Here is a 20,679-nt window from a genome sequence, read left to right on the forward strand (position 1 = left end):
ATCTTCGATCCGCCTGACGCCGTCAGCACAAACAAAGTTCGTGCGATAGGCGGGAGAGGGAAATACAGCTCAGACGCTTACTTCGCCGCCCACTTGTTGAAGCGCTCGGTCAGGCGGTCGATGTTCTCCAGCCAGAAGTCGGTGTTGATCTCGATCGCGTTCTTCATGTTGTCCGGCGCGGTCGGCAGGTCGGTCAGGACCGCCTTCTGCAGCAGCGACGGGGCCTTCTTGTTCGAGGTGCCGTAGGCGATGCCTTCGGACAGCTTGGCCTGGTTCTCCGGCTTGCCGACGAAGCTCAGGAACTTGTAGGCGGCGTCCTGGTTCGGGCTGCCCTTCAGGATGACCCAGCTGTCGACGGTGTATAGCGCACCGTTCCACACCATGCCGAAGTTCTTCTTCTCGTTCTTGTTGGCGGCGTCGATGCGGCCGTTGTAGACCGAGGTCATCGCCACTTCGCCCGAAGCCAGCAGCTGCGGCGGCTGGGCGCCGGCCTTCCACCAGACGATGTCGTTCTTGATGGTGTCGAGCTTCTTGAAGGCGCGGTCGATGCCGGCCTCGGTGCCCAGAACCTTGTAGACGTCGGCAGGCGCGACACCGTCGGCCATCAGGGCGATTTCCAGCGTGGTCTTGGCGCCCTGGCGCAGGCCGCGCTTGCCCGGATACTTCTTGGTGTCGAAGAAATCGGCCCAGCTCTTCGGCGCGTCCTTCAGCTTGTCCTTGTCGTAGCCCAGGACAAAGTCATAGACGATGGCGCCGACGCCGCAGGCGTTGACGGTCGACGGCAGATAGGAATCCTCGCCGCCGATCTTGGAGAAGTTCATCTTCTCGTACAGGCCCTCGTCGCAGCCGAGCGCCAGTTCCTCGCTCTCGACCTGCACCACGTCCCAGGTCGAGGCGCCGCCCTGGACCTTGGCGCGCAGGACGCCGACGCCGCCGTCCCAGGACTCGTCGTTCATCGCCGTGCCGGTGGCCTTGAACGGCTCGAAATACACCTTCTTCTGGACGTCCTGATAGGCGCCGCCCCACGACACGACGGTGAGGTCGCGGGCGCTGGCCGCCGATGACAGGGCCGTGAGGGCGGTGAAGGTCGCAGCGAAACCGAGAGCCACCTTAATCTTCGACATGATCCCCGTCCTTATTCGTCGTGGTTGTTGTTGCTGGAAGGCACCCTGGTGCCGAGGAACCACGTCCTCAGACCGGATCGAGCGCCCGGCAGTCCTCCGGGCGGAAAGCGATGTAGACGTCCTGGCCCGGCACCAGGCCGGCGTAGGAGCCGGCCGGCAGCTTGACCATGAATTCCGGGTTGGCCGGGGTGCTCAGCACCGCCAGCGTGTGGTCGCCGAGATAGATCAGGTCGGTCAGCGTCGCCGGCAGCCGGTTCATCGTGCTGTCGCCGCTGTCGCCGGTCTCGATGGCCACGCGTTCCGGGCGGAGCGACAGCGAGGTGCGGTTGCCGGCGCCGCCGATGTTCACCGCCTGCGCCACCACCGAACCGCCGGCATCCAGCGCGACCCGCGCCCAGCCCTGTTCGATATTTTCGACAACCCCGCTCAGAACATTGTTCTCGCCGATGAAGTTGGCGACGAAGCTGTTCACCGGCCGCTCGTACAGCGCATCCGGCCGGTCGATCTGCTGGACGATGCCGTCGTTGAAGACCGCGATGCGGTCGGACATCGTCAGCGCCTCGCCCTGGTCGTGGGTGACGTAGACGACGGTCAGGCCCATCGTCTCGTGCAGGCGCTTGATCTCCAGCTGCATATGCTCGCGCAGGCGCTTGTCGAGCGCGCCCAGCGGCTCGTCCATCAGCACCAGGGCGGGATTGAAGACCAGGGCACGGGCGAGCGCCACACGCTGCTGCTGGCCGCCCGACAGCTGGCCGGGACGGCGGCCGGCGAGGTTGCCGAGCTTGATCATGTCGAGCGCGGCCCGCACCCGATCCTTGGTTTCCGCCTTGGAAACGCCGCGGACCGACAGCGGGAAGGCGACGTTTTCCTCGATGGTCAGGTGGGGGAACAGGGCGTAGTTCTGGAAGACCATGCCGATGTCGCGCTTGTGCGGCGGCACGTTCTTGATCGGCCGGTCGCCGATGAAGATGTCGCCATGGGTCGGCACCTCGAACCCGGCCAGCATCATCAGCGTGGTGGTCTTGCCCGACCCCGACGGCCCCAGCAGCGTCAGGAATTCGCCCTTGCGAATGTCGAGATCGAGGCTTTTCACCACGAGATGCTCGCCATCGTAGGTCTTCTGCACCCCGGTGAAGCGCACCAGGGTATCTGTCGTCGCGATCATCCCGCCGTCCATCCGTCCGCTCCCGTCACAGGCGACCTGCGGCCGGGTACGCCGCCCCGGCCCGGTCCGTCTTTCTGGCCCTGACGGTAACACGCGTTTAAGAAAATAGACAAGAGGAATGACTATGTCTTGATCAATTCAACAGTCTGCCGAATTTTTGTGCAAATGCGAAGGCGATGCCCACACTTAGACCGCCAGTGTGCTCCATCCGCGTGCGATTGAGAAGACCGATGATCGAGATAGCGGACATACGGCGGCATGAAAATCAGTGTTTGCCATGAAAGCCGGGGCGAATCGCCGCAGGCGATCCGCCCCGGATTCATATCGTTGCCCGAAGGCACCGGGCGGTCAGCGCTGCTGGGCCGCCTGGCTGTAGACGAAGCTGTCGAAGCCGTTCTCGGCAACGCGGAACCACAGGCGCTCCTGCTCCAGGAACGGCTTCCAGCCGTCATAGACCTTCTTGAAGCGGGGATTGCTGGCGGCCAGCTTGTCGTAGAATTCGAACGCCGCCTTCTCGCAGGCCTGCATCATGTCGCGCGGGAAGGGACGCAGCACCGCGCCGGCACCGACCAGACGCTTCAGCGCCGCGGCGTTCAGCGTGTCGTACTTGGCGATCATCCAGCTGTTGGCCTCCCAGCAGGCCTGCTCCAGGATCGTCTGGTAGGATTTCGGCAGGGATTCCCAGGCCTGCATGTTGAACATCAGCGGGATCTGGGCCGAGCCCTCCCACCAGCCGGGGTAGTAGTAGTATTTGGCGACCTTGTGGAAGCCGAGCTTCTCGTCGTCGTAGGGACCGACGAACTCCGCCGCATCGATGGTGCCGCGCTCCAGCGCCGGATAGATGTCGCCGCCGCCGAGCTGCTGGGGCACGAGACCGAAGGGCGTCAGGATCTGGCCGACCAGACCGCCGATGCGCATCTTCAGGCCCTTCAGATCGTCCAGGCTTTTGATCTCCTTGCGGAACCAGCCGCCCATCTGGGCGCCGGTGTTGCCGGCGGGGATGTGGTGGATGTTGTAGTCCTTGAACACCTCCCGCATCAGTTCCAGCCCGCCGCCATGCATCATCCAGGCGATGTGCTGGCGGGTGTTCAGGCCGAAGGGCATGGCAGTGTCGAAGCAGAAGGTCGGATCCTTGCCGACATAGAAATAGGCCGCCGACTGGCCGCACTCGACCGTGCCGTTCTGCACGGCGTCCAGCACCTGCAACGCCGGGACGATCTCGCCAGCCGCGAAGGTGCGGATCTGGAACTTGCCGTCGGTGGCGTCGGACACGCGCCTGGCGATGAATTCGGCCGCGCCATAGATGGTGTCGAGGCTCTTGGGATAGCTCGACGCCATGCGCCACTTGATCTCGGGCTGGGAGGACTGCGCGATGGCCGGAGCCGCGACGGTCCCGGCGGTCCCGGCGGCGGCAAGGCCGACGCCGGCGCTGGTGAGAAACGCACGCCGTTTCATGATGAGGACTCTTCCCGATCTTATGGTTCGTTGGGCCGACATGATAGCGCAACCAACCGGCCGGGGAATCCCCCATTGACGGGGCGGCGGGATTGAGAGGAAGATTCTTGCGGCAGAAACGAAAAATCCAGCCTCATCGGGCTGGATTTTCGGCGACGCAGCATTATTTGTTGTTTCTATCGCCTTTCAGGCGTTTCCTCCCTAAACTCGGGCCGCGGCTGTATTGCTAGCGGCCTTTTCCTTTTTACGCAATATGCTGAAAGTCAGCTTTGCGAACTTTTTTGATCGCCATGCGCTCGAAACGGGTCCGGAGCGCGGCTGGATACGCCTGCAGATTGCACAGTAAAGTCATGGTTCCGCTTGACCCTTTCTAAAGGGCTGAGATGATAGACGGTCTCCACCGACCGTTCCTTATCCGGCCTGGGCCGAGATCGCCCGAAAGGATCATGCCACGATGACGGCCATCGGACAGCCGAGCGGCAGCACTGCCGGAGAGCGCAGCAGGCCGGCCCGCAAGCCGGGCCGGGCCATCGGGTTGCGGGCGACGGTTGCGGTCACCGTCGCCGTCCTGCTGCTCGGCTCGACGCTGGTGAAGGGGCTGGTGATCGGCAACGGTGCGGCGGACGCGCTGGCCAAGGAGGTCGGCAACTCGATGACCGGACTGGCGCAATCGCTGGCGCGGCAGCTCGATTCGACCATGTGGGCGCGCGCCAACCAGATCGCCGCGCTGTCGCGCATCGAGGCGCTGAAGGATCCGGCGGTGGCGCAATCGACCATCGACGAGTTGAAGCGCCGCGACCCGACCATCGCCTGGATCGGCATGACCGATGTGAACGGGCGGGTGGTCGCCGCGTCCAACGGGTTGCTGATGGGGGCCGACATCTCCAGCCGTCCGGTCCATCAGGAAGGCATGAAGGGCCTGTTCGTCGGCGACGTGCACGAGGCGGTGGCGCTGCGCGGCAAGGTGCCCTATCTGGAAGGCGAGACGCCGAAATTCGTCGATGTGTCCGCCCCGCTGCAAAAGGCGGACGGCAGCATTGTGGGGGTGCTGGCGACCCATTACAGCTGGGAATGGGCGCATGCCCTGATCCGGCAGCTGGTCGAACCGCTCACCGACCACAAGGGACTGACGCTCTATATCCTGTCGGCCGACGGCACCGTGCTGATCGGACCCGATTCGGCCGTCGGGAAACCCCTGCCGGTGGCGACGCTGACCTCCAGGCAGCGCGACGGCTGGCGCAGCGAGGTCTGGCCCGACGGCATCACCTATGTGACCGGCGTCGCCCATGGCAAGGGACTGCACGATTACGCCGGGTTGGGCTGGACCGTCGTCGCCAGCCAGCCGGCCGACATCGTCTATGCCGAAACCGACCGCCTGCGGACGATGATCGTCGGGGTTGGTGCGCTGCTGGCCCTGCTGTTCAGCGGACTCGGCTGGATCGCCGCCGGCCGCATTGCCCGTCCGCTGGGCGCCATCGCCGATGCCGCCGAACAGATCGGCAAGGGCGAGCGCGGCGTCGCGATCCCCGATGTCGGCGGTGCGGCGGAGATCCGCCGGCTTTCGGCGGCACTGCGCGAGATGATCGACAGCCTGACCAATAAGGACGCCGCGCTGATGCGGCTGGAGGACATCGCCTACGAGGACCGGCTGACGGCGCTGCCGAACCGGCGCTATTTCGAGCAGTATGTCGAGGCCTCCACCGGCACGGGCGGCGGCTCGGCGACGGTGATGTACATCGATCTCGACGGCTTCAAGCCGGTGAACGACCGGCTGGGCCACGATGCCGGCGACGTCGTGCTGCGCCAGATCGGCGGCCGGCTGGCCAGCATCTTCCGCGACGACGACGTCGTCGCCCGGCTGGGCGGCGACGAGTTCGCCGCCGTGCTTCCCCGCCGCGCCGGCCGCCCGGCCCCGGACACCGCGGAACTGGCCGCCCGGATCATCGCCGCCGTCAACGAACCGGTGTCGTTCAACGGCGAGAGAGTCAGGGTCGGCTGTTCCATCGGCATCGCCTCCTGGCCGGAGGACGATCGCGACATGGCGACGGTGATGCGCCACGCCGACGCCGCGCTCTACAAGGCGAAACGCGACGGGCGCAACCGCGCGGTGCGCTGGATCCGGTCGGTGATGGGGGCGGAGGGTTAGGAAGGGGGCATAGCCTACAGCCCCCGAACCATCCCGTTCATGAAGCCCAGCTTCTCGATCACCGCGGGCGACAGGATGAAGGGGTAGAGGTCCGGCTGGCCCATGCTGCGGTTCAGGCTGTTGACCGCATAGGTCAGAGGCAGCCACGGTTCGATCAGATCCTCGATCCGCCGGGCCTTGTGCGGGTTGAAGTCGACCTCCGCCTCCAGTTCGGCCCCCTCGGTGATGCGCGGCCGGATCTTCAGCCCGAAGGCGCGGGCGGTCTCCAGCGTGTCGACGATGTGCAGATAGTGCGCCCAGGTCTCGGCGAAATCCTCCCACGGGTGGGCGGTGGCATAGGTGCTGACGAAGTTGGCCTGCCAGTCGGCCGGCGCGCCGTTGGCGTAATGGCGCTTCAGCGCCTCGCCGTAATCCTCCCGCTCGTCGCCGAACAGGGCGCGGAACCGCTCCAGCAGCGCCGGGTCGTCGCGCACCAGACGGTCCCAGATGTAATGGCCGATCTCGTGCCGGAAATGGCCGAGCAGCGTGCGGTAGGGCTCGCCCATCTCGGTGCGGCGCTTCTCGCGCTCGGCATCGTCGGCCTCGGCGACATTGATGGTGATCAGGCCGTTGGCATGGCCGGTCAGAACCGGCGTCACCGTGCCGTCGGGGGCCACCGTGTCGGTCAGGAAATCGAAGGCCAGCCCCTCCTCCGGATTCTCGATCCGGGTCTGCAAGGGCAGCTTCAGGTTGGTCAGGGTGTAGAACAGGTGATGCTTGGCCAGTTCCAGCTTGCGCCAGCGCGTCAGGTTGTCGGTGTCGGACAGGTCGGGGATGATGTGGTTGTGCCGGCAGGCGGCGCAGTGGGTGTCGGCCGAATCGGCCGGCAGCATCCAGTTGCAGGCGTCCAGCTCGGCATTCGCGCAGAATTTGTAGAGCGGTTCGCTGGTGGCAAGTGCGCTCCACACCCCATCATGGTCGGTGGGGTCGATGGCCGACAGCGTTCCCACATCCGGCAGATAGCCGAGCCGGTAGCCGCAGCGCTCGCACAGCGTGTTCTCGAAGTAGAGAGGCTGGTGGCAGTTCTGGCATTCGTAGAGTTTCATGGCGGGCGATCCGGGGTCCGGGAGGCCCCCTCTCCCGTGCGGGGAGAGGGGGAAACAAGGCGATGGGTCAGCTGGATGTCTTCGCGGGCGCGTCGCCCGTTGCCGGTGCGGGCTCCGCAGCCGCTTCGGCCTCGGCCGGCTCCTTCGTCTTCCCAGCCTTGACGGTCTCAGCCGGGGTCTCAGCCGGCTTCGCCGTCTCAACGATCTCCGACGGCTTCGCCGTCTCGGCGGTCTCCTCGCCGAAGGACAGGGTCGGGCTCTCGGCGACGTTGCGCAGGGCACGGGCGGCGCGGCGGAGCGCGAAAGAGGTCTTGCCGTCCGGCTCCAGCGCCAGCAGCAGCAGCGAGCGGCCGGTCACCATATAGCCCTCGCCGGTCTTGACGCGCGGCACCTCGTCCGGGTCGGGCAGGTTGGTGTCGAGCAGGCAGCGCCAGACGCTGCCGCCGGTCACTTCCGGCAGGGTGAACTCCACCACGTCATGGTGGGAATTGATGACCAGCAGCAGGGTGGCATCCATCGCCGGGCGCTTGATGCCGCTGGCCTGGGCGCGGCCGTCCAGGAGCATGCCGAGGCAGCGGGCGTTGCCGTCGTGCCAGTGGCCCTCCTCCATCTCGTCGCCGGCGGGGGTCAGCCAGGTGACGTCCTTCACGTCGAACTCGGCGTTGTATTCGCCCGACAGGAAACGGCCCCGGCGCAGCATGGGGAAGGACTGGCGGATGGCGATGACGCGGCGGACGAACTCGATCAGCGACTGGCCGTCCTCGTCGATGTCGTCCCAGTTCAGCCAAGCCGTCTCGTTGTCCTGGCAATAGGCGTTGTTGTTGCCGTGCTGGGTGTTGCCGAATTCGTCGCCGGCCAGCAGCATCGGCGAGCCCTGCGACAGCAGCAGCGTCGCCAGCAGGTTGCGCTTCTGCCGTTCGCGGAGCGACCTGATCTCCGGATCGTCGGTCGGCCCCTCCGCCCCATGGTTCCAGGACAGGTTGTGGGAATGGCCGTCGTTGTTGCCCTCGCCGTTCGCCTCGTTGTGCTTGTCGTTGTAGGAGACGAGGTCGTTCAGCGTGTAGCCGTCATGGGCAGTGATGAAGTTGACGCTGGCCCACGGCTTGCGCCCGCGCTTGTTGAAGACATCGCCCGAACCGCAGAGCCGCGGCGCCACCTCCGGCAGCTTGCCCTCGTCGCCCTTCCAGAAGGCCCGGACGGTGTCGCGGAACTTGTCGTTCCACTCCGCCCAGCCCGGCGGGAAGTTGCCGACCTGATAGCCGCCGGGGCCGCAGTCCCACGGCTCGGCGATCAGCTTGACGCTGTTGAGGATCGGGTCCTGCAAACAGCTGTCGAGGAAACCGCCGCCCTCGTCGAAGCCGTAGGGCTCGCGGCCGAGGATGGTGGCGAGGTCGAAGCGGAAGCCGTCGACATGCATCTCCGTCGCCCAGTAGCGCAGGCTGTCGGTCACCATCTGCAACACGCGCGGATGGCTGAGATTGACGGTGTTCCCGGTCCCCGTCTCGTTGATGTAGTAGCGTTTCTGGTCCGGCAGCAGGCGGTAGTAGGAGGCGTTGTCGATGCCCTTGAAGGACAGGGTCGGCCCGCGCTCGTTGCCCTCGGCCGTGTGGTTGTAGACGACGTCGAGGATCACCTCCAGCCCGGCATTGTGGAGATGGGCGACCATCTCCTTGAATTCCTTGATCGTGTTGCCCGACGCGGCATAGCGCGGCTCCGGCGCGAAGAAGCCGATGGAGTTGTAGCCCCAGTAGTTGGCCAGCCCCTTATCGACCAGATGCTGGTCCTGGACGAAGGCATGGACCGGCAGCAGCTCCACCGAGGTGACGCCGAGCGACTTGATGTAGTCGACGACCTCCTTCACCGCCATGCCGCCATAGGTGCCGCGCAGGCTGTCGGGCACCGCCGGATGCAGCTTGGTGAAACCCTTCACATGGGTTTCGTAGAAGATGGTGCGGTCCCAGGCGGTGCCGGGCTTGAGGTCGCGGCCCCAGGTGAAGGCGGGGTCGATGACCTTGCACTTCGGCATGAAAGGCGCGCTGTCGCGCTCGTCGAAGGTCAGGTCGTCGCCCGACTCCATGACATAGCCGAAATGGGCCGGGTTCCAGCGGATCTCGCCGACCAGTTCTTTGGCGTAGGGGTCCAGCAGCAGCTTGTTCGCGTTGAAGCGGTGGCCGTTCTCAGGCTCGTAGGGGCCATGCACGCGGTAGCCGTAGAGCAGGCCGGGGCGGGCGTCGGGCAGATAGCCGTGCCAGATCTCGTTGGTGAATTCGGGAAGCTCGATGCGCTCAAGCTCCTCCTCGCCGCTTTCATCGAACAGACACAGTTCGACCTTGGTGGCGTTCGCGGAAAACAAGGCGAAGTTGACGCCAAGCCCGTCCCATGTAGCACCCAGGGGAAAGGGCAATCCTTCACCGAGCCGTGTTGCTTGTTTCAGGATGTTTGCCATGATCGCCCGTTTCTCCGGCTGAATCGAAAGTCACACTCGGTGCTCCTGGACAGTGAGGAGCATGAGCCGAGCCTTCAACCCGGCCGATGGGCGCTTGTTCCTCCCGCCTCAGTCATCTCTTCGGGATAGAACGGATTCCGTGCCCGGCGGCAGGGTGCGGTGCAGCAAGGCCGCCAGATCGCGCAGGCCGCGGTCGCGCGGATCGCTGCTGCGCCAGACCAGACCGATGACGCGGCCGGGCGGCCGAACCCCTGCGGATGCCCCATCGAAGGGGCGGTAATCGACCAGCCCGCCGACAGTCGCGGTCCGTCCCTCATCCCCCCTGGTCGCCAGCAACGGCATCAGCGTGCAGCCCGCTCCGGCCGCCACCATGTGGCGCAGGGTTTCCAGCCCGGTCGCGTGAACGCCGCCACCCCGCGCGCTGAGACCGCAGGCGGCCAGCGCCTGATCGCGCAGGCAATGCCCCTCCTCCAGCAGCAGCAGCTCCGCCGGATCGAGATCGCCCAGCGACAGGTGGGGAGCGCCGCACAGGCGATGGCCGGCGGGGTGGGCGAGCAGGAAGGGCTCGAAGAACAAACCTTCGACGATCAGCCCGTCGGCCTCCACCGGCAGGGCCAGCAGAACGGCGTCGAGCCTTCCGTCGCGCAGTTCGTCCAGCAGGCTGTCGGTGCGGCCCTCCGACAGGATCAGCGTCAGGTCGGGCCATGCGCTGCGCAGCTGCGGCAGGATATGCGGGAACAGGTAGGGGCCGAGCGTGTGGATCGCCGCCAGACGCAGCCGTCCGCTCAGCGCCCCGTCCGACCCGTCGGCCAGCGTCAGCAGGCGCCGCGCCTCCTCCAGCACGACGCGGGCCTGCGCCACGATGGCCTCGCCGCGCGGGGTCAGCAGCACCTTGCGGCTGGTCCGCTCGAACAGGGAGAGGCCGAGCAGCTCCTCCAGCTTGCGGATCTGGGCGCTCAGCGACGGCTGGCTGACGGCGCAGCGTTCGGCGGCGCGGCCGAAATGGCGCAGCTCGGCGACGGCGACGACATATTCCAGGTCACGCAGGGAGAGGCCGGAGAGAGTGCCGGAGACATTCATAGACGAAGCCTATTGGTGCATTTCCTTCTATGTCTTGGATATATCGTTCAAGACGCCGGATAACCAGGGGCGAGACAATGATGCCGCTTCAGGCGACACCGCCCCAACGAGGATGACCCGGATGAGCACCCTGACCACCAGCTTCGGCCAGCCCGTTCCCGACAACCAGAATTCGCTGAGCGCCGGGCCGCGCGGTCCGCTGCTGCTCCAGGATTTCCACCTGATCGAGAAGCTGGCCCACTTCAACCGCGAACGCATTCCGGAGCGGGTGGTGCATGCCAAGGGCGCCGGCGCCTATGGCACTTTCCGCGTCACCCGCGACGTGACGGCGTGGACCAAGGCCGCCTTCCTGTCGGGCGTGGGCAAGGAGACGGACGTCTTCCTGCGCTTCTCCACCGTCGGCGGCGAGAAGGGCTCCGCCGATGCCGCCCGCGACCCGCGCGGCTTTGCCGTGAAGTTCTATACCGAAGAGGGCAATTACGATCTGGTCGGCAACAACACGCCGGTCTTCTTCCTGCGCGATCCGCTGAAGTTCCCGGACTTCATCCACACCCAGAAGCGCAACCCGGCCACCAACCTGAAGGACCCCACCGCGATGTGGGACTTCTTCTCGCTGTCGCCGGAGACCATGCACCAGCTGACCATCCTGTTCAGCGACCGCGGCACCCCGCGCGGCTATCGCCACATGGACGGCTTCGGCAGCCACACCTTCTCGTGGATCAATGCGGCCAACGAGCGCTTCTGGGTCAAGTACCACTTCAAGACCCGCCAGGGCATCCAGAACCTGACCGCCGAGCAGGCGGAAACCATGAGCGGCATCGACCCCGACCACGCCACCCGCGACCTGTACGCCGCCATCGAGGACGGCGACTTCCCGGCCTGGACCGTCTCGGTGCAGATCATGCCGGAGGTCGAGGCCGACGGCTACCGCATCAACCCCTTCGACCTGACCAAGGTGTGGCCGCATGCCGATTACCCGCTGGTCGAGATCGGCGAGCTGGTGCTGAACCGCAACCCGGAAAACTTCTTCGCCGAGACCGAGCAGTCGGCCTTCAGCCCGGCCAGCGTGGTGCCCGGCATCTCCTTCAGCCCGGACAAGATGCTGCAAGGCCGGCTGTTCGCCTATGCCGACGCCCACCGCTACCGGCTGGGCGGCAACTACGCCCAGATCCCGGTGAACAAGCCGCAGGGCTGCCCGGTCCACAATTACCAGCGCGACGGCGCCATGCGCACCGACGGCAACGGCGGCGGCCGGCCGAACTACGAACCGAACAGCTTCGGCGGCCCGGCCCAGACCGGCGTGGCGAGCGAGCCGCCGCTGCGCATCAGCGGCGACGCCGCCCACTACGACCACCGCGAAGGCAACGACGACTACGCCCAGGCAGGAGCGCTGTTCCGCCTGATCGGCGGGCAAGCCCAGGACCGTCTGATGGACAACATCGCCGGCAGCCTGCGCAACGCCCCGCTGACCATCCAGCAGCGCCAGCTGAACCATTTCCTGGCCGCCGACCCGGCCTATGGCGAGGGCGTGGCGAAGCGGCTGGGCCTGACGGTGGCGCAGGCCGCGGAATGACGCAATTTTGAGGTGAGTTTTCCGGCCCATCCGCACCATCGCGGAGGGGCCGGCTTCGAGATGCCGCGCCTGCCCCCGCTGGCGCCGGCATGGTTGCCGGCATCCTGCCGCGCAGTTCCCCGAGTAACTTGCGGTCCTCTTCCCGGAATGGAAAGAGGACCGCTTTTATTCCGACGGCCCGCCGACCGGCTGTCCGCTATGCCGCCCGGACGCTGTCGAGGAAGCCCTTGACCTCGGCCGCCAGGACCTCCGCCTGATGCGACAGTTCCTGGGCCGCACCGAGGACCTGCGCCGCCGCCGCCCCGGTTTCGTTGGCAGCCTCGCGCACACTGACGATGTGCGAGGACACCTCCTGAGTTCCGACGGCCGCCTGCTGGACATTGCGCGAGATTTCCTGCGTGGCGGTGCCCTGTTCTTCGACCGCCGCCGCGATAGCCCCGGCGATCTCACTGATCTCGCCGATCACTCCGCCGATCCCCTTGATGGCGTCGACGGCGCCATCCGAATCCTGCTGCATCTGGGAAATCTGCTGCCTGATCTCCTCCGTCGCCCGCGCGGTCTGGGTGGCGAGCGCCTTGACTTCGGAAGCCACCACGGCGAAGCCCTTCCCGGCTTCACCGGCCCTTGCCGCCTCGATGGTCGCGTTCAAGGCCAGGAGATTGGTCTGGCTCGCGATATCCTGGATCAGATCCACGACCTGCCCGATCCGCTTGGCGCTGTCGGCCAGCTTGCGCACGGCCTCGTCGGTCTGCCTCGCATCGGTCACGGCATTGCCCGCCACGCTTTGCGACTGCGACGCCTGGCTGCCGATTTCGGTGATGGAAGCGGCAAGCTCCTCGGTCGCCGCCGCGACCGTCTGGACATTGGCGGACGTCTGCTCCGAGGCCGCGGCCACCGCGGCGGATTGCCGGTTCGTCTGCTCCGCGGTGGACGACATCGACCCTGCCGACGCCTCCATTTCCGTCGCCGCCGAGGATACGGCCCCGACCAGACGGCCGACCCTCTCCTCGAAACGGTCGGCAAGGTCAAGCATCGCCGCCCGCCGGTCCTCCTGCGCCCGCTGCTTCAGAATCTCCTGCTCGGCCCGCAGCGCCTCGGTCTCGATCATGCCGCGGCGGAAAACCTCCAGCGCGTCCGCCATGGCGCCGATCTCGTCGCGGCGCCCGATCCCGGAAACGCGGATATCGGTGTTCCCCCTGGCGAGGTCGCCCATCGACTCGGTCATCCCCTGAATGGGACGCGCAATGCCCCGGTTCACCAGCCAGGCAACACCGAGCGCCACCGCGAGCACCGCCAACCCGATCAGGATCGCCGAGGTTCGCGCTTCCGCAATTTCCGTGTCGAACGCGCTCCGGTCCATCGCGATGGTGTAGAAGCCGATGGCGGTTCCGCGATAGTCGCGGACGGGAGCGAGCCGGACGGCGTAATTGGCGCCGCCGAGCTGGTAGGTTTGCACCTCCGATTCCCGGATCAGCGCGTCCTTCATCCGATCCTGGCCGAGGGCGAGCGCCTCGCGGAAGGTCGAGGCGAAGGTTTCGAAGCCTCCGTCCTTCACGGTATGGAACGCGACCTCGGCACCGGTCTCCTTGTGGAACGCCTCGAAGAACGGCTTGCCGAAGGAGAGGCCGACCTCGAAGGAGCCGATCTGGGCACCCTGGCTGACCATCGGCACGACGCCGCGGATGCCAAGGCCTTCCACGCCGTTCTCCAGCCCGAAGACAGGCTTGTGGGTCTTGTTCACCTCGACCACGGTGAAGCGGAAAGAGGACAGGTCATCGCCGAATTTCTCCGGCCGATGAACCCGCAGGAACGATACCGATGCCGGTGTGTGGAACTGCATCTGGGTGATGCCATGCTGTTCCTTGAGATCCTTGAACCCCTGCACGAGCATGCCCGCAAGACGGTTGCGGTCCTGGGCGGCGAACGCAGCCTGGATTTCCCCGTTCCCCGCCAGCGCCTGGGCAAGGGTCAGGGCACGCCGGGCCTCGCTCGCGACATTCGCATCGAGGAATTCCTGCAGCGTCTTCAGTTGATTGTCGGCGGCATGTTCGACAAGCAGGCGGCTGAGCCACAAATTGCTGAGCGTGGTCGCACCGACCGCCAGCACGACGCTTCCCGCCAGAGCAACCGCCAGACGGGCACCGATCTTCATTCCGCGGAACATGGTCGCTCTCCTGGCTGTACCGCAGGATCGGGTAGAGCTGCCCTGGCCTTCGCCCGGCCATACCGTCTCTGCATACTATAAAATTAGCTACGGCCAAAAATGATGAAGAAAACGCTAACTGTATTTGCGGAGCGTCCACATCTTCCCAGGAACGTTCCGTCTTGCTCTGGCGACACCTTGTTCGAGCAAAGTATTAGCGAAGAATAATTTGCATAGATATTCGGCACCCGAGCCCAAAGCAGCGCCACAAGCCATGTCCCATTCCCAGGTTTCTCCAGCAGACGACCCGATGTCTCGCCTCTCCCGGCACAGCCAAATGCCCTGCCCTCCCCCACCCAAACGGTGTGGCCCCCGCTTGGGGGCAGACAAAGCGGCGGTCGGCGTCCTAAAGTCCGCCTTCGGTGCGACAGCTTCGATGACGGAATGGGACGGGACCGCGACACCGACAGACCCAATGGGGAGCAATCCGGCGGGGAACGATCCACCAGCGCCTTGACCGGCAAGGGGCTGGATACCCTGCTGGCGGCGGCGGAGACGCTGCCGCATGCGCCGGAGGATGCGTGGCGGCTCGACCTGCTGCGGGTGGCGCTGCGCATCGCCCGGTCCACCGAGGACATCGCCGACCTGGAACGCGCCAACCTCGCCTTCAAGGCGCTGCCGCGCCGGTTGCGCAACCCGCTGGTCGACCGGGCCGCCATGCTGGCCCGGCGCGAGGCGGAGCGCGCCCAGATGACCGAGGAGCCGGAGGACGCGCCGAAGCCGGGCGGGCTGCTGGGCGGGCTGTTCGGGCGCGGCGGCGGCCGGCCGAGCCGGAAGACCGCCAAGGAACGGCTGCTGCGCGAACTCGCCACCCGCCGCGATCCGGACGATGACCGGGAGAGCTGAGGGCGTCCGGACGGCAGATGCCCGGACGGCCGCTTGCGCGTCCGAAGGACTAGACAGCCCCCTCCCCCTCCGCGCTCTCCGGCCGCGTCGAAGGTCACAGCTGGGACGGTTTACGGCGGGCCGGGAATGTGCAAATGTCCGTACCTCCAAATCGGGCTTATCCAAAAGATTGAACTGAACGATGACCGGGGGTTCCGTGCGTCGCCTGAAGCCGTTGCTGACCTGCGCCGCCTTGACCGCCCTGCTGAGCGCCTGCGCCAGCGGAGGCGGTTCACATCGCGTTGCCTCTCCGGAGGAGGTCGATGCCCATGTCGCGGAAGCCTCCAAGCGGTTCGACATGCCGGAGCTGTGGATCCGCGAGGTGATCCGCCAGGAGAGCGGCGGGCGCACCACCGTCAACGGCAAACCGATCGTCAGCAAGGCCGGCGCCATGGGCCTGATGCAGGTGATGCCGGCGACCTATGACGAGATGCGGCGCAAGCACAATCTGGGCTCCGACCCGTTCGATCCGCATGACAACATCATCGCCGGCACCGCCTACCTGCGCGAGATGTACAATCTGTTCGGCGCGCCGGGCTTCCTCGGCGCCTACAATTGCGGTCCCGGCTGCTACGGCGATTATCTGGCCGGCAAGCGCGGGCTGCCCGGCGAGACCAAGCGCTACATCGCCTCGGTCGGACCGCGGCTGAACCGCACCCCTGCCCCCAACGGCGCCGACATCGTGCTGGTCAGCGCGCCGCCATCCACCTCGTCCGATTCGCCGCCGGATTACGGCTCGCCCTATGCCCGGCCGTCCTCTTCCTATTCGGCGCCCGTCAATCCTGCGCCGTCCTACACGCCGCCCGCCAGCAGCCGGCCGGCAGCCAGCCGTCCGCCGATTGCGGTGGCGGCTTTGCCCTCCCCCGCTCCGGCCCCGGCACAGACCGTGCGCGTGGTGGCGCCCGACACCTCCACCCCCGATGCTCCGGCGCCGCGGCCGGTGGCGACGATGGCGGGGGCGGCGACCGCCGGCGGCGGGGTGTGGACGGTGCAGCTCGGCGCCTTCCGCTCGCCCGACGACAGCCAGCGCGTGATCGACCGCGCCCGCAGCTCGGTGCCGGTGCTGTCGCGCTCGCAGCGGATCGTGCAGGCGGTGGATACCCAGACCGGGCCGCTCTACCGCGCCCGCCTGTCAGGCCTGTCGCAGCAGGACGCGGCCAACGCCTGCAGCGGGCTGGTCAACCAGGGCATGGCCTGCTTCGTGGTGGCGCCGGGGGCCTGACCGGCCCCCGACCCCCACCCCTCGGTCCTGTTGCCGCTCAGCCTTCGCTGACGCGGCGGCAGCGGCGCTTGATCAGGGCCAGCGCCTCTTCGGCACGGTCGCCGCTCAGGTCGAACGACCGTTCGTCCAGCAGCACGCCGTCGGAGTTGTAGGCGCGCAGCTGCAGGCCCTCCGGCCCCTCGCTCACCGTCACGTCGAGAACGCCGTCGCCGGTCTCGTTGCCGGCGATGTCGAGGAAGTCGTTGACCTCGTCGAAGTTGGCATCCACGTCGTCCGGCCAGACGCCTTCGGCGGTGAAGTCCAGCAGGTCGTTCAGACCGCCGACCGGCTCACAGCGCTTGACCCGCGGGTCGGCGGCGGCGACCGCCTCGGCGAAGGCGGCCATCGACTGGCGGATGCGCTCCTGCTCGATGGGGTCGATCTCCATCTCCTGGCCCTCGCCGGCGAAGCCGAGGTTGAGCGGATCGGGCATCGCCTCGCCCTCCCGCTCGGCATCCTCCTCGATCACCAGACCGACCACGCCGACGAGGCGGATGCCGGCATCGTCGGGACTGGCGACCAGATCCTGTTCGCGCACAAAGGCCTCCGCCGCCTCCGTCGAGTCGATCAGACGGCGCAGCAGGGTGCGGCGGTCGGCGGCCTCCAGGTAGGACAGCGGTTCCGGATCCAGCCACAGCGGCAGCAGCCGCATGTCCGACGCCTTCTCCAGCAGCCCGGCCGAATCCAGCGCGCGTTCGATGGTGTCGACCGACGGCGGCTCGTCCAGCCGGCCATCGACCTCCAGCGCCACCCAGAACAGGGTCGACAGGGTCGGGTCGCCCTGCTCGTCGGTGCTCTGCGCCGTTTCCGAGAAGGCCTCGACCTCGTCCATGAAGTCGTAGCTCTCCTCCTCGCGCAGCTTGCCCACCGCGGCCTCGATCACGCCTTGGCGGTTGCCGTCCAGCACCTCGTCCAGCAGGGCGCCGAAGCGCTCGTCGTTGTTGCGCCACAGCCGGACCAGCCGGTCGGCCGGCGTCCCGCTGAACTGGCCGCCCTTGCCGTTGACTCCGTCCTTTTTCGCCATGATGCGCCCGTTCCTTTGTTGAATTCGCTCGTCCGGTCGGCGAGACCATAGGAGCGCCGCGCCGTCCTGTCGACCGCGATATGGTGACGGAGTACCGGGCAGACGACGATGCCGCCAGCGACGATTGGCCCCTTCCCCGCCGACGGGAAAGGGGTAGGATTCCGGCACTCTCCATTCGGGTGATCCGCCATGGCCGAACGTCCGGTTTTTCCCAAAGAGTTCCTCTGGGGCGCCTCCACCTCCGCCTATCAGATCGAAGGCGGGGCCGAGGCCGACGGGCGGGCGCCCAGCATCTGGGACAGCTTCTGCAAGCTGAAGGGCCGGGTCGACAACGGCGACAGCGGCGACGTCGCCTGCGACCATTACAACCGGATGCCGCAGGATGTGGATCTGATGGCGGAGCTGGGCTTGCAGGCCTACCGCTTCTCCGTCTCCTGGCCGCGGGTGCTGCCGCGCGGACGCGGGGTGCCGAACGGCAAGGGGCTGGATTTCTACGACCGGCTGATCGACCGGCTGCTGGACAAGGGGATCGAGCCGTGGCTCTGCCTCTACCACTGGGACCTGCCGCAGGCTTTGCAGGACATGGGCGGCTGGGCAACCCGCGACAGCATCGGCTGGTTCGAGGACTACGCCGCCCTCTGCGCCCGGCGCTATGGCGACCGGGTGAAGCGCTGGGCCACCTTCAACGAGTTTTCCGTCTTCACCCTGTTCGGCTGGGCCTTCGGCTGGGGGGCGCCCAGCATCGCCGACCGCACGACCCATCTAAAGGTGATCCACCACGTCAACCTCGCCCATGGCGCTGGGGTCGACGTGCTGCGCGCCCTGGTGCCGGATGCCTCCATCGGCGCGGTGCACAGCGTGCAGCCGATGCGGCCGGAGACCGACAGGCCGGAGGATGTCGAGGCGGCGGCCCTGTTCGACGAGCATTGGAACCGCGCCTTCCCCGACGCGCAGTTGCGCGCCCACTACCCGCGCCGCATCGCCGAGGCCATCGAGCCCTATGTGCAGCCCGGCGACATGGCGCGCATCGCCCGGCCGGTTGACTGGTTCGGGCTGAACCACTATGCGCCGGTCTATGGCCGCCGGGACGACAGCCTGATCTGGGGCTTCGGCTTCGGCTCGCCGCCGCCGGGGATGACGCGGACGGCCATCGACTGGCCCTACGATCCCGGCTGTTTCCGCGACACGCTGCTCGACCTGACGCGGCGATACCGCCTGCCGATCTATGTCACCGAAAACGGCTACGGCACCAAGGCGGCCGAGACGCCGGACGCGGAGGGGCGGGTCATGGATACGGAGCGGCTGTCCTACCTCCAGGCCTACATCGCGGCGATGGCGGAGGCGAAGCGGCTGGGGGCTGACGTGCAGGGATATTTCGTCTGGTCGCTGCTGGACAATTTCGAATGGGGCGGCGGCTACGGCACGCGGTTCGGCATCGTCCGGGTCGATTTCGAAACCCAGGCGCGGATCCCGAAGGAGTCCGCGCGCTGGTATTCGGATTTGATCCGGGGGGCGTGACCACCCCCCTCCCCGTCTTACTTCAGAAACGGCAGGTTCAGCCCCTGCTCCTTGGCGCACTCGATGGCGATGTCATAGCCGGCGTCGGCATGGCGCATCACCCCGGTGGCCGGGTCGTTCCACAGCACGCGCTCCAGCCGCTTGGCCGCCGCGTCGCTGCCGTCGCAGACGATGACCATGCCCGAATGCTGCGAGAAGCCCATGCCGACGCCGCCGCCATGGTGCAGGCTGACCCAGGTCGCGCCGCTGGCGGTGTTCAGCAGCGCGTTCAGCAGCGGCCAGTCCGACACGGCGTCGGTGCCGTCCTTCATCGCCTCGGTCTCGCGGTTCGGGCTGGCGACCGAGCCGCTGTCGAGATGGTCGCGGCCGATGACGATCGGGGCCTTCAACTCGCCCGACTTCACCATCTCGTTGAAGGCGAGGCCGAGGCGATGGCGCTGCCCGAGACCGACCCAGCAGATGCGCGCCGGCAGGCCCTGGAACTGGATGCGCTTGGCCGCCATGTCGAGCCAGTTGTGCAGGTGCGGATCGTCGGGGATCAACTCCTTCACCTTGGCGTCGGTCTTGCGGATGTCCTCCGGATCGCCGGACAGCGCGGCCCAGCGGAACGGGCCGACACCACGGCAGAACAGCGGGCGGATATAGGCGGGGACAAAGCCGGGGAAGTCGAAGGCGTTCTCCAGCCCCTCCTCCTTCGCCATCTGCCGGATGTTGTTGCCGTAATCGACGGTCGGGATGCCCATGGCGTGGAAGGCCAGCATGGCTTCCACCTGTACCCGCATCGACTTGCGCGCGGCGGCGGCGACGGCGGCGGGCTGGCTTTCGCGGGCGTTTTCCCACTCCTCCAGGGTCCAGCCCTGCGGCAGGTAACCGTTCACCGGATCGTGGGCGGAGGTCTGGTCGGTGACGATGTGCGGCCGGGCCTTGATGTCGGTGCCGGCGCGGCGCGCCAGTTCGGGGAAGACGTCCGCCGCGTTGCCGAGCAGGCCGACCGAGATCGCCTCGCCCTTGGCGCAGGCCTCGTTGATCCAGGCCAGCGCCTCGTCGAGATCGGCGGTGTGGCGGTCGAGATAGCCGGTGCGGATGCGCATCTCGATGCTGCTGGGCCGGCATTCGACCGCCAGCATGCAGGCGCCGGCCATGGTGGCGGCCAGCGGCTGCGCCCCGCCCATGCCGCCGAGGCCGCCGGTCAGGATCCACTTGCCCTTCAGATCGCCGTTGTAGTGCTGGCGCCCGGCCTCGACGAAGGTCTCGTAGGTGCCCTGCACGATGCCCTGGCTGCCGATGTAGATCCAGCTGCCGGCGGTCATCTGGCCGTACATCGCCAGACCCTTGCGGTCCAGCTCGTTGAAATGCTCCCAGGTCGCCCAGCGCGGCACGAGGTTGGAATTGGCGATCAGCACGCGCGGCGCGTCGGCATGGGTGCGGAAGACACCGACCGGCTTGCCCGACTGGACTAGCAGGGTCTCGTCGTCGTTCAGCGTCTTCAGCGCCGACACGATGCGGTCGAAGCTCTCCCAGTCGCGGGCGGCGCGGCCGATGCCGCCATAGACGACCAGCTCCTGCGGCCGTTCGGCCACGTCGGGGTCGAGGTTGTTCATCAGCATGCGCATCGGCGCCTCGGCGAGCCAGCTCTTGCAGCTCAGTTCGGGGCCGTGCGGGGCACGGATGACGCGCTGGTTGTCGAGGCGGGATGACATCTGGTGATGGCTCC

At 67.0% G+C, this 20,679-nt stretch carries 14 protein-coding genes; 5 read left to right on the forward strand and 9 right to left on the reverse strand.

Annotated features, from left to right (window positions below; genetic code table 11):
- Positions 1-77 precede the first annotated feature (77 nt).
- From ABNQ39_RS18075 to ABNQ39_RS18085, 3 genes are all read right to left on the reverse strand, one after another.
- Positions 78-1,124, reverse strand: coding sequence for an ABC transporter substrate-binding protein (locus ABNQ39_RS18075; RefSeq protein ID WP_376962331.1), 1,047 nt, complete (start codon positions 1,122-1,124; stop codon positions 78-80).
- Between the two features lie 67 nt (positions 1,125-1,191).
- A complete protein-coding gene (locus ABNQ39_RS18080) occupies positions 1,192-2,301 on the reverse strand; it encodes an ABC transporter ATP-binding protein (RefSeq protein ID WP_109049521.1) in 1,110 nt (369 codons plus the stop codon).
- Between the two features lie 336 nt (positions 2,302-2,637).
- Positions 2,638-3,744, reverse strand: coding sequence for a TRAP transporter substrate-binding protein (locus ABNQ39_RS18085; protein WP_376962333.1), 1,107 nt, complete (start codon positions 3,742-3,744; stop codon positions 2,638-2,640).
- Between the two features lie 454 nt (positions 3,745-4,198).
- Here ABNQ39_RS18085 and ABNQ39_RS18090 point away from each other — a divergent pair, with 454 nt between their 5' ends.
- Positions 4,199-5,890 (forward strand): sensor domain-containing diguanylate cyclase, encoded by a 1,692-nt coding sequence (locus tag ABNQ39_RS18090; protein ID WP_376962335.1) that lies wholly within the window; start codon positions 4,199-4,201, stop codon positions 5,888-5,890.
- A gap of 14 nt (positions 5,891-5,904) precedes the next feature.
- Here the strand turns inward: ABNQ39_RS18090 and ABNQ39_RS18095 are convergent, their stop codons facing one another.
- From ABNQ39_RS18095 to ABNQ39_RS18105, 3 genes are all read right to left on the reverse strand, one after another.
- A complete protein-coding gene (locus tag ABNQ39_RS18095; RefSeq protein WP_376962337.1) occupies positions 5,905-6,975 on the reverse strand; it encodes a zinc-binding metallopeptidase family protein in 1,071 nt (356 codons plus the stop codon).
- Between the two features lie 67 nt (positions 6,976-7,042).
- On the reverse strand, positions 7,043-9,421 hold the full coding sequence (gene glgX / locus ABNQ39_RS18100) for a glycogen debranching protein GlgX (RefSeq protein WP_376962339.1): 2,379 nt from the start codon (positions 9,419-9,421) through the stop codon (positions 7,043-7,045).
- Positions 9,422-9,529: 108 nt separating this feature from the next.
- Positions 9,530-10,501, reverse strand: coding sequence for a LysR substrate-binding domain-containing protein (locus tag ABNQ39_RS18105; protein WP_376962341.1), 972 nt, complete (start codon positions 10,499-10,501; stop codon positions 9,530-9,532).
- 121 nt (positions 10,502-10,622) lie between these two features.
- On the opposite strand from ABNQ39_RS18105, the gene ABNQ39_RS18110 reads away from it, so the two are divergent.
- On the forward strand, positions 10,623-12,074 hold the full coding sequence (locus tag ABNQ39_RS18110; protein WP_376962343.1) for a catalase: 1,452 nt from the start codon (positions 10,623-10,625) through the stop codon (positions 12,072-12,074).
- 196 nt (positions 12,075-12,270) lie between these two features.
- Here the strand turns inward: ABNQ39_RS18110 and ABNQ39_RS18115 are convergent, their stop codons facing one another.
- Positions 12,271-14,238: a methyl-accepting chemotaxis protein gene (locus tag ABNQ39_RS18115; protein ID WP_376962345.1), complete on the reverse strand. Its 1,968-nt coding sequence runs from the start codon at positions 14,236-14,238 to the stop codon at positions 12,271-12,273.
- Between the two features lie 423 nt (positions 14,239-14,661).
- Between ABNQ39_RS18115 and ABNQ39_RS18120 the strand changes: the two genes are divergently transcribed.
- A complete protein-coding gene (locus tag ABNQ39_RS18120) occupies positions 14,662-15,123 on the forward strand; it encodes a hypothetical protein (RefSeq protein WP_376962347.1) in 462 nt (153 codons plus the stop codon).
- A 181-nt stretch (positions 15,124-15,304) separates the two neighbouring features.
- Positions 15,305-16,384 carry a transglycosylase SLT domain-containing protein gene (locus tag ABNQ39_RS18125; protein ID WP_376962349.1) on the forward strand — a complete coding sequence of 360 codons (1,080 nt, stop codon included), beginning with the start codon at positions 15,305-15,307 and terminating at the stop codon, positions 16,382-16,384.
- A 37-nt stretch (positions 16,385-16,421) separates the two neighbouring features.
- Here the strand turns inward: ABNQ39_RS18125 and ABNQ39_RS18130 are convergent, their stop codons facing one another.
- On the reverse strand, positions 16,422-17,447 hold the full coding sequence (locus ABNQ39_RS18130) for a hypothetical protein (RefSeq protein ID WP_376962351.1): 1,026 nt from the start codon (positions 17,445-17,447) through the stop codon (positions 16,422-16,424).
- Between the two features lie 189 nt (positions 17,448-17,636).
- Here ABNQ39_RS18130 and ABNQ39_RS18135 point away from each other — a divergent pair, with 189 nt between their 5' ends.
- Complete coding sequence (locus ABNQ39_RS18135; protein ID WP_376962353.1) at positions 17,637-18,965, forward strand: GH1 family beta-glucosidase; 1,329 nt, start codon at positions 17,637-17,639, stop codon at positions 18,963-18,965.
- Between the two features lie 17 nt (positions 18,966-18,982).
- Here ABNQ39_RS18135 and hutU read toward each other — a convergent pair whose 3' ends face one another.
- Complete coding sequence (hutU, locus tag ABNQ39_RS18140) at positions 18,983-20,665, reverse strand: urocanate hydratase (protein ID WP_376962355.1); 1,683 nt, start codon at positions 20,663-20,665, stop codon at positions 18,983-18,985.
- Between the last annotated feature and the right edge of the window lie 14 nt (positions 20,666-20,679).

It is taken from the genome of Azospirillum sp. A26, assembly GCF_042604635.1.
Classification (GTDB): Bacteria; Pseudomonadota; Alphaproteobacteria; order Azospirillales; family Azospirillaceae; genus Azospirillum; species Azospirillum palustre.

Coding starts and splice junctions, on each gene's coding strand:
- ABNQ39_RS18075 (WP_376962331.1), bottom strand. CDS start 1,124: ATGTCGAAGATTAAGGTGGCTCTCGGTTTCGCTGCGACCTTCACCGCC.
- ABNQ39_RS18080 (WP_109049521.1), bottom strand. CDS start 2,301: ATGGACGGCGGGATGATCGCGACGACAGATACCCTGGTGCGCTTCACC.
- ABNQ39_RS18085 (WP_376962333.1), bottom strand. CDS start 3,744: ATGAAACGGCGTGCGTTTCTCACCAGCGCCGGCGTCGGCCTTGCCGCC.
- ABNQ39_RS18090 (WP_376962335.1), top strand. CDS start 4,199: ATGACGGCCATCGGACAGCCGAGCGGCAGCACTGCCGGAGAGCGCAGC.
- ABNQ39_RS18095 (WP_376962337.1), bottom strand. CDS start 6,975: ATGAAACTCTACGAATGCCAGAACTGCCACCAGCCTCTCTACTTCGAG.
- glgX (WP_376962339.1), bottom strand. CDS start 9,421: ATGGCAAACATCCTGAAACAAGCAACACGGCTCGGTGAAGGATTGCCC.
- ABNQ39_RS18105 (WP_376962341.1), bottom strand. CDS start 10,501: ATGAATGTCTCCGGCACTCTCTCCGGCCTCTCCCTGCGTGACCTGGAA.
- ABNQ39_RS18110 (WP_376962343.1), top strand. CDS start 10,623: ATGAGCACCCTGACCACCAGCTTCGGCCAGCCCGTTCCCGACAACCAG.
- ABNQ39_RS18115 (WP_376962345.1), bottom strand. CDS start 14,238: ATGTTCCGCGGAATGAAGATCGGTGCCCGTCTGGCGGTTGCTCTGGCG.
- ABNQ39_RS18120 (WP_376962347.1), top strand. CDS start 14,662: ATGGGACGGGACCGCGACACCGACAGACCCAATGGGGAGCAATCCGGC.
- ABNQ39_RS18125 (WP_376962349.1), top strand. CDS start 15,305: ATGACCGGGGGTTCCGTGCGTCGCCTGAAGCCGTTGCTGACCTGCGCC.
- ABNQ39_RS18130 (WP_376962351.1), bottom strand. CDS start 17,447: ATGGCGAAAAAGGACGGAGTCAACGGCAAGGGCGGCCAGTTCAGCGGG.
- ABNQ39_RS18135 (WP_376962353.1), top strand. CDS start 17,637: ATGGCCGAACGTCCGGTTTTTCCCAAAGAGTTCCTCTGGGGCGCCTCC.
- hutU (WP_376962355.1), bottom strand. CDS start 20,665: ATGTCATCCCGCCTCGACAACCAGCGCGTCATCCGTGCCCCGCACGGC.